The organism is Streptomyces sp. UNOC14_S4 (assembly GCF_020740835.1).
Taxonomy (GTDB): domain Bacteria; phylum Actinomycetota; class Actinomycetes; order Streptomycetales; family Streptomycetaceae; genus Streptomyces.
The window spans coordinates 1-6,454 of record NZ_JAINFC010000435.1 but is presented as its reverse complement, the minus strand read 5'-3'; the positions used below and the strand labels follow the sequence as shown (position 1 = coordinate 6,454).

The 6,454-nt window shown below is 73.5% G+C and carries 8 protein-coding genes; 5 read left to right on the top strand and 3 right to left on the bottom strand.

Annotated elements, in window-relative coordinates:
* Positions 1 to 92: 92 nt before the first annotated feature.
* Together K6I34_RS28795 and K6I34_RS28790 are read right to left on the bottom strand one after the other, a co-directional pair.
* The gene (locus K6I34_RS28795) at positions 93 to 1,643 is read right to left on the bottom strand and encodes a class I adenylate-forming enzyme family protein (protein WP_229330271.1); all 1,551 of its coding nucleotides are present in this window, start codon (positions 1,641 to 1,643) and stop codon (positions 93 to 95) included.
* Between the two features lie 195 nt (positions 1,644 to 1,838).
* The gene (locus tag K6I34_RS28790; protein WP_229330269.1) at positions 1,839 to 2,624 is read right to left on the bottom strand and encodes a LysR family transcriptional regulator substrate-binding protein; all 786 of its coding nucleotides are present in this window, start codon (positions 2,622 to 2,624) and stop codon (positions 1,839 to 1,841) included.
* Positions 2,625 to 2,681: 57 nt separating this feature from the next.
* Between K6I34_RS28790 and K6I34_RS28785 the strand changes: the two genes are divergently transcribed.
* Positions 2,682 to 3,065, top strand: coding sequence for a DUF5997 family protein (locus K6I34_RS28785; RefSeq protein WP_229330267.1), 384 nt, complete (start codon positions 2,682 to 2,684; stop codon positions 3,063 to 3,065).
* A gap of 99 nt (positions 3,066 to 3,164) precedes the next feature.
* Here the strand turns inward: K6I34_RS28785 and K6I34_RS28780 are convergent, their stop codons facing one another.
* Positions 3,165 to 4,139 (bottom strand): hypothetical protein, encoded by a 975-nt coding sequence (locus tag K6I34_RS28780; RefSeq protein WP_229330265.1) that lies wholly within the window; start codon positions 4,137 to 4,139, stop codon positions 3,165 to 3,167.
* Between K6I34_RS28780 and K6I34_RS28775 the strand changes: the two genes are divergently transcribed.
* The 4 genes from K6I34_RS28775 to K6I34_RS28760 all read left to right on the top strand — a co-directional run.
* Positions 4,138 to 4,287, top strand: a complete 150-nt coding sequence (locus tag K6I34_RS28775; RefSeq protein WP_229330263.1) for a hypothetical protein — start codon at positions 4,138 to 4,140, stop codon at positions 4,285 to 4,287. The two genes, K6I34_RS28780 and K6I34_RS28775, sit on opposite strands and share 2 nt — an antisense overlap.
* A 126-nt stretch (positions 4,288 to 4,413) precedes the next feature.
* The gene (locus K6I34_RS28770) at positions 4,414 to 4,878 is read left to right on the top strand and encodes a MoaF N-terminal domain-containing protein (RefSeq protein ID WP_229330261.1); all 465 of its coding nucleotides are present in this window, start codon (positions 4,414 to 4,416) and stop codon (positions 4,876 to 4,878) included.
* A gap of 73 nt (positions 4,879 to 4,951) precedes the next feature.
* Entirely contained in the window at positions 4,952 to 5,437 is a 486-nt protein-coding gene (locus K6I34_RS28765; RefSeq protein WP_229330259.1) for a MarR family winged helix-turn-helix transcriptional regulator, read from the top strand.
* A 144-nt stretch (positions 5,438 to 5,581) separates the two neighbouring features.
* Positions 5,582 to 6,454 (top strand): AfsR/SARP family transcriptional regulator (locus tag K6I34_RS28760; protein ID WP_229330258.1); only part of this gene is annotated, 873 nt, incomplete at its 3' end.

Genomic DNA, 6,454 nt, shown 5'->3' with positions numbered 1-6,454 from the left:
GATTGAGGGTGGGTGCGCCTACTGGGGTGCGTCTTGCGCTCCACGCGCGGCTGCGGGCCGGTGGGGGCTGGGCGCGCAGTTCCCCGCGCCCCTTATGGGGCGCCCCGTAGGCCGTGTTTCGCTGCCAGTGCCCGGCGGTCCGTCTTGCCGGAAGCGGCCACGGGGATCTCCGGTACGAAGTGGACGTGTGCCGCCGGGCAGGTGATGCCCGTCCCCTCGTGCAGCCAGTGGCTCAGCTCCCGGCCCGTGACGGTCCGCGGGTCGGCGACCACCGCCACGTGCGGGACGGCGTCCGCCGTCCGGCCCTTGCGGAGGGTGAACAGCGCCGATTCCGCGACGGCCGGGTGGTCGTCGAGCCGCGCCTCGACGTCCGCGGGACCCATCAGCCGCCCGTCGGACCGGAACGTGTCGGTCAGCCGCCCCAGCACGGTGAGGAAGCCGTCGTCGTCGAGCCCGCCCGCGTCGCCCGTCCGCAGCCAGCCGGCGCGCATGACGCGCGCGGTGAGGTCGGGCCGCCGCCAGTAGCCGCTCATGACGCCCGGGCCGCGCACCCAGATCTCGCCCCGGCCGCCCGCCCCGGCCTCCCGCCCGTCATGGTCCAGGACGGTGAGCGCGATGCCGGGTGCGGGGCGCCCGCACGTCCGCAGCCGGTCCGGGCGGGAGGCGTAGTCCTCGGGCCTCAATTCGGCGAGCAGACCTGCCTCGTTCTGCCCGTAGCGCACATGGACGACGGGCCCGAACCGCCGGATCGCCGCCCTCAGCAGCGCGGGGGAGGCGCAGTCCCCCAGGAAGGAGATCCTGCGCAGGTACGGCATGTCGTACGAGCGGGTACGCGAGGCGGCGGCCAGGACGCGCCGCCAACCGCGCGGGAACAGGCTCACCTCGGTGATCCGCTCCGCCTCCAGCGTGGCGAGGAGCGCCGCCGGATCGACGGCACCCCGCGTGACCACCGTGCCGCTCGCCGCGAGTGCGCAGGCCGCGAGTCCGTGCGGGACCGGCCCCAGCCGGTACGCCACGAGCGGGCGGACCGGGGCGCCCGGCTCCGGGTACGGGCGGAACAGCGGCGGGCGCCGGGTGCCGAAGGGGAACGTTGCCCATTTCAGGGTGCCGGTCGTCCCCCCGGTGAGCCACAGGGCGCGGGGATCGGCCGGCCGCGCGGCGCGGGGGAACGGGGCCGCCGGTTCCCTGCCCGCCGCGGCCAGCAGGTCCGGTGCGCCGGGGTGCGGCCCGAGCGACAGCAGCGTCGCTCCGCCCTGTCTGCTCAGCCGCTCGCACAGCTCGGCGGCCCGGCTGCCGGGAGGTGCCGCGTCCGGGTCGACGACCACCGCGTCGGGCCGCGTCGCGAGGACCGTGGCCAACTGCCCGGCGGGGGCGGGCAGCCACACCGGCAGCAGCAGGTGCCCCGCCCCGAGCGCGTTGACGGCGTAGCAGAGCGGGAACGCGCGTGCCCGGAGCGGCACCGCGAGCGCGATCACATGCCCGGGCCGGACCCCCAGGCGCGCCAGCGCACGGGCGAGCCGCCAGCCCAGCGCGTGGGCCTCACCGTAGGTCAGGGCCTCGTGCTCGTCCTGGAAGGCGACCCGCTCCGGGGTGCGCGACAGCAGGGTCAGGGCGTCGTCGGCGGCACCGGCTGCGTCGGTCACGCCATGCTCAACGAGTCTGTCGCCCGGCTGGTGTGCCTCAGTTTGTTTTGGGGTTTGGGTGCGGCCGGTTTGTCGGGGGCGCCTATTGGGGTGCGGCTTGCGCTGCGCGTGCGGCTGCGGGTCCGTTGTGGCTGGGCACGCTCACGCGGCGGAGCCGCACAATGCATACGCCCCGCGCCCCTTGCGGGGCGCCCCCTACGGTCGACGGCGCGGTTTGCCGCCGCTGCGCTTCGCGCCGCCCTTCGAACCGCCCTTCGCGCCCTTGCCGGTGCTCTTGCCGGGCGCGGGCTTGCGGCCCGGCTCCGGGCGCTTGGTCTTCTTCTGCTTCTGTTGCTTCTGTTCCTGCTCCGCGGCGGCCCGGAGGCCGCGCGTGCTGTTGACGCTGCGGCCGCGGACGATGCCGATGAAGTCGTCCACCAGGTCGGTGGTGGCCTCCTCGGGCCAGGACAGCGCGACGCTCGACTGGGGGGCGTCGGTGAGCGGCCGGTAGGTGAGGTCCTTGCGGTGGTGCAGCCGGGCGAGCGACTGCGGGACGACGAGCAGGCCCACGTTCGCCGCCACCAGCTCGATCGCGTCCGCCGTCGTGGCGGGGCGCTCGAACCCGGGCTTCCCCGGCGGCCGCTCCCACTCGAAGACGTCGTCCAGGGGGTGGAAGACGACCTCGTCGGCCAGGTCCGCGACGGACACCTCGTCGGCCGCGGCGAAGAGGTGGTCCTTGGGGATCACGACCACGGTCGTCTCGGTGTAGAGGGGGATGGCGCTGAAATACGTCCGATCGACCGGCAGCCGTACGAGACCCGCGTCCGCGGCACCGCCGCGCAGCACGCCGGGCACCTCGGCGGCGGACACCGCCATGAGGTCCAAGGGGGTCTCGGGGAACCGTTCGCGCCAGATCCGTACCCATTTGGCGGGGGTGGCGCCCGGGACGTACGCGAGCCGGAACGAGGGGGAAGACGAGGGGGAAGCTGCCGAGCCTGTCACCCGGCCAGGTTACCGGGCGTGGTCAGAGGTAGCGCACACGCTCGATATCCTGGGGTCATGAAGTCGCACCAGAGCACCCAGACCATGAAGCCCGCCACGGCGGCCAAGAAGCTGGGTGTGTACCTCGAGGCCACCCCCGCGGAGTTCCGGGAGGGCGTCGTCTCGCGCGACGAACTGAACGCGCTCCAGGCCGACCCGCCGGAGTGGCTGCAGGAGCTGCGGCGCAACGGCCCGCACCCGCGCCCGGTGGTCGCGGCGAAGCTCGGCGTCTCCATCTCCGGCCTCGCCCGCGGCGGGATCACCGAGGCGCTCACCACGGACCAGATCGAGGCGCTGAAGGACGAGCTCCCCGAGTGGCTCCAGAAGGAGCGCGCCACCCAGGCGGAGGTCCGCAAGGAAGCGGTGCGGATCAAGGAGAAGAACCAGCAGAAGGACGCGTAGCGGGACGCTCGCTGACGCTCACCTGTCATCGAGTGTGGGGGCGGCCATCGGCCGCCCCCACACGCATTCCCGCACTCATTCCGGCGGGCGGCCCCCCGTTCAGCGGCCGCGGAGCAGCCCTGCGAGAGGGGACGCGGGCTTCTTGCTGTCCGGCGTGCGGAGCCGTTCCACGAGGGACGCGCTGTGCAGCAGATCGCCGGGTGTGACGAAGTTCGGCTCGGCCGCCTTGGCCCGGATCTTCTCCAGGGCCTGCTCCGGGGTGACGGGCTCGTCGTCCGGGCTGTCCGCGCGGTGCAGGGCGGCGCCGAAGGCGGTCATCGAGGCCAGCATTTCCTCGTCGCCCGGGTCCGTCAGCCCTGCCGGAGCGGGCACGTGCTTGCCGAACGGCAGGCTGTCGAGCTTGCCGGTCGCCGAGGCGTAGGCCGAGACGAGGGGCGCCAGTACGGCCTCGAGTGCCGCGGGGTCCAGGAGCGCGGGTGCCTTGCCCGGAAGCGGCAGGTGCGACAGGGCAGGGTGGGCCTGCGCCCATCCGAGGAGCGTGGACTGCCCGTCGGCGTCGCTCCCGTCGTCCACGCGCAGCGCGTACGGGGCGCTCGGCCGGGCCTCGTGGTAGCAGCGGTAGACGAACTCCGAGCAGATCATGGGCTGCCGCCCGCACTCGGCCAGCGCGTTGACCGCGGCGGCCGCCTGGTCCAGGACGGTACGCACCAGCCGCCGCCCGCCCAGCGGCAGCGGGACGCGGCGGGTGACGCACAGCACGGCCAGCAGCACGACCTGCTGGTGCGCGTAGGAGATCTTCCCGCTCAGGTAGCGGCGTGCCACGTCGAGCACGGGGGCCATGTCCGCCGGTGCGGCCAGGCTCCGGCCGACCAGCAGGTCGTGGCCTTCCAGGGCCCGGGCGTAGGGGATGGTGCGGAGTCCTTCGCCGACGGCCTCCGCCAGGGTGTCGCCGTCGACGGCGAGCGCGGCGTGGCTGACCTCCGAGCCGTCCATGAGACAGATCGCCCGGGAGATCGCCTCGGTCCCGCGGGTGAGGACGACGTCCCCCGGCTTGAGCTGTTCTGGAAGCGCCATGAGCGGTGTCCCTTTCGTCGCGGCCGTCTTCGCCGTGGCCGTCTTTGTCGTGGCCGTCTTTGTCGTGGCCGTCTTTGTCGCGGTCGTCAAGGGCAAGCGCTTCCCGCCGGGCGGGGGCGGAAACGGTGTGCCGGAGCCGATGACCTGATCGGATGAACGGTGTTCCTGTGGGCATCGCGCCGGGCATCACACCCCTTGAGTTGACGCGTCAACCAGGCGCCCCATAAGGTCACAGTTGACACATCAACCACGGGAGGATCCCCCCATGTCCCGCATGAGCCGTATATCCCGAAAGAATCGCAAGCTGGCCGTGCGTATCGGTGCCGGTGCGCTGCTGTCCGCCGCCGTGCTCGGGCTGAGCCCGGTGGCGGCCCAGGCCGCGCCGCACTGGATCACCGGCAAGGCCGCCGAGGGCCGGACGGCCGAGCCGCGCTTCGCCGACCGCACCCTGGAGGTCTCGTACGACAACGGCTTCCGGTTCGAGCTCGACTTCGAGGGCTCCCGGACCGCCCACTGGAAGGTCCTCGCGGGCCAGGACCCCGCCGAGGGCACCGTCACGGTCGACCACCGCGAGGAGGCCCCCGGGGTCTACCGGCTGACGTGGACCGAGGCCGACGGCACCACCGTCGAGCAGGTGCAGAACTGGCGCGACCGCACCGTCACGGCCGTGATCGAGTTCGACAACAACGGCACCAAGGAGCGCCTGGACCTCCGGGGCACCTTCACCACCGTGTGCTGACGCCGTCACGGGTCCCGGTCCGGCCTCCGTACCGCCTCGGAGGGCGGAACGCACGTTTGACTAAGGTGCTGCCGTGAGTGAAACCAAGTGGCTGGACCGGGACGAGACGCGGGCGTGGCGCGGCTACATCGCCATGAGCGAGATGCTGGAGGCACGCCTCGGCCAGGACCTCCGCAAGGCCGGCCTGTCGAGCGCCGACTACACCGTGCTCGTGCTGCTCTCCGAGGCGAAGGACCGCCGCATGGGCCTGAGCGAGCTGTGCGCCGAGGCCCAGTGGTCCAAGAGCCGCGTCTCCCACCAGATCCGGCGCATGCAGGAACGCGGCCTGGTGGAGCGCGTCGACGACGCGGACGACCCGCGCCGCGGCCACGCCGTGCTCACCGACCAGGGCGCCGAGGTCCTGCGCGCCGCCGCGCCCGCGCACGTCGACAGCGTCCGGCGCCACTTCCTGGACCACCTCACGCGCGAGCAGCAGGCCGCGCTCGTCGACATCGCGCTCAGTGTCCTGCCGCACCTGAGCCCCGCCCCGCTGCCCCCGGAGCTGCGCGGCGACGCCTGACCCGGGTGTGCCCGCGGGCGAGTGCGTCGCCCGCAGAGGTGGAACCGCTCCTACCGCATCCGTCGTAGAGTCGAGCGCATCGTTGTTCGAATCGGGCACCGCGGGGCGCTTCTCGTCTGCCGCGCGGTCAGGAGAAGGGCGGTCATGCGGGTGGAGCTTCCGCGCGTCGAATTCAGGGTGTTGGGGCCGCTGGAGGTCGTCGCCGAGGGACAGGCCCTGCCGCTCGGCGGGCCGAAGCAGCGGACGCTGCTGGCGATGCTGCTGGTCAACGCCAATACCGCGGTGAGCGCGGACCGGCTCTGCGACGCGATCTGGGGCGAGTCGCCGCCCGCCTCGGCCCAGGCCAACATCCGCAGCTACGCGGCCGCGTTGCGCAGGGCGCTCGACCCCGACGCGGGCGGGGAACGCCTGAGTCAGGGGCACGGGGGCTACCAACTGCGGGCCGCGCCGGACGAGGTGGACCTGCTCCGCTTTGAAGAGCTCTTCGCGCGGGGGCGGGCCGAGCTCGCCGACGGGGAGCACCGCGCGGCGGCCGGTCACCTCCGGGAGGCGCTCGAGCTGTGGCGCGGCGCCGCCTTCGACGGCCTGGACCGGCACGACGTCCTGCACATCGAGGCCGCCCGCCTCGAGGAGGAGCGGCTCACCGCGTTCGAGGACTACGCCGACGCCCGGCTCGCCCTCGGTGAACACCACGACATGGTGGGCCTGTTGCAGGCCCAGGTGACACAGCATCCGCTGCGGGAGTCGCTGTGGGCCAAGCTGATGGTCGCGCAGTACCGCTGCCAGCGCCCGGGCGACGCCCTGGAGTCGTACGCCCTCGCCCGCACCGCCCTCCGCGACGAGCTGGGGCTCGAACCGGGCGCCGGGCTCCGCCGCGTCCACCGCGCCGTCCTCACCCGCGACCCCGCGCTCGGCGCCGAACCGGCCCCCGTACGGCCCATAAGACCCGCGCCGGCCTGGCAGCCGGTCCACGAACTCCCTTCCGACGCACTCGACTTCACCGGCCGTCACCTGGTG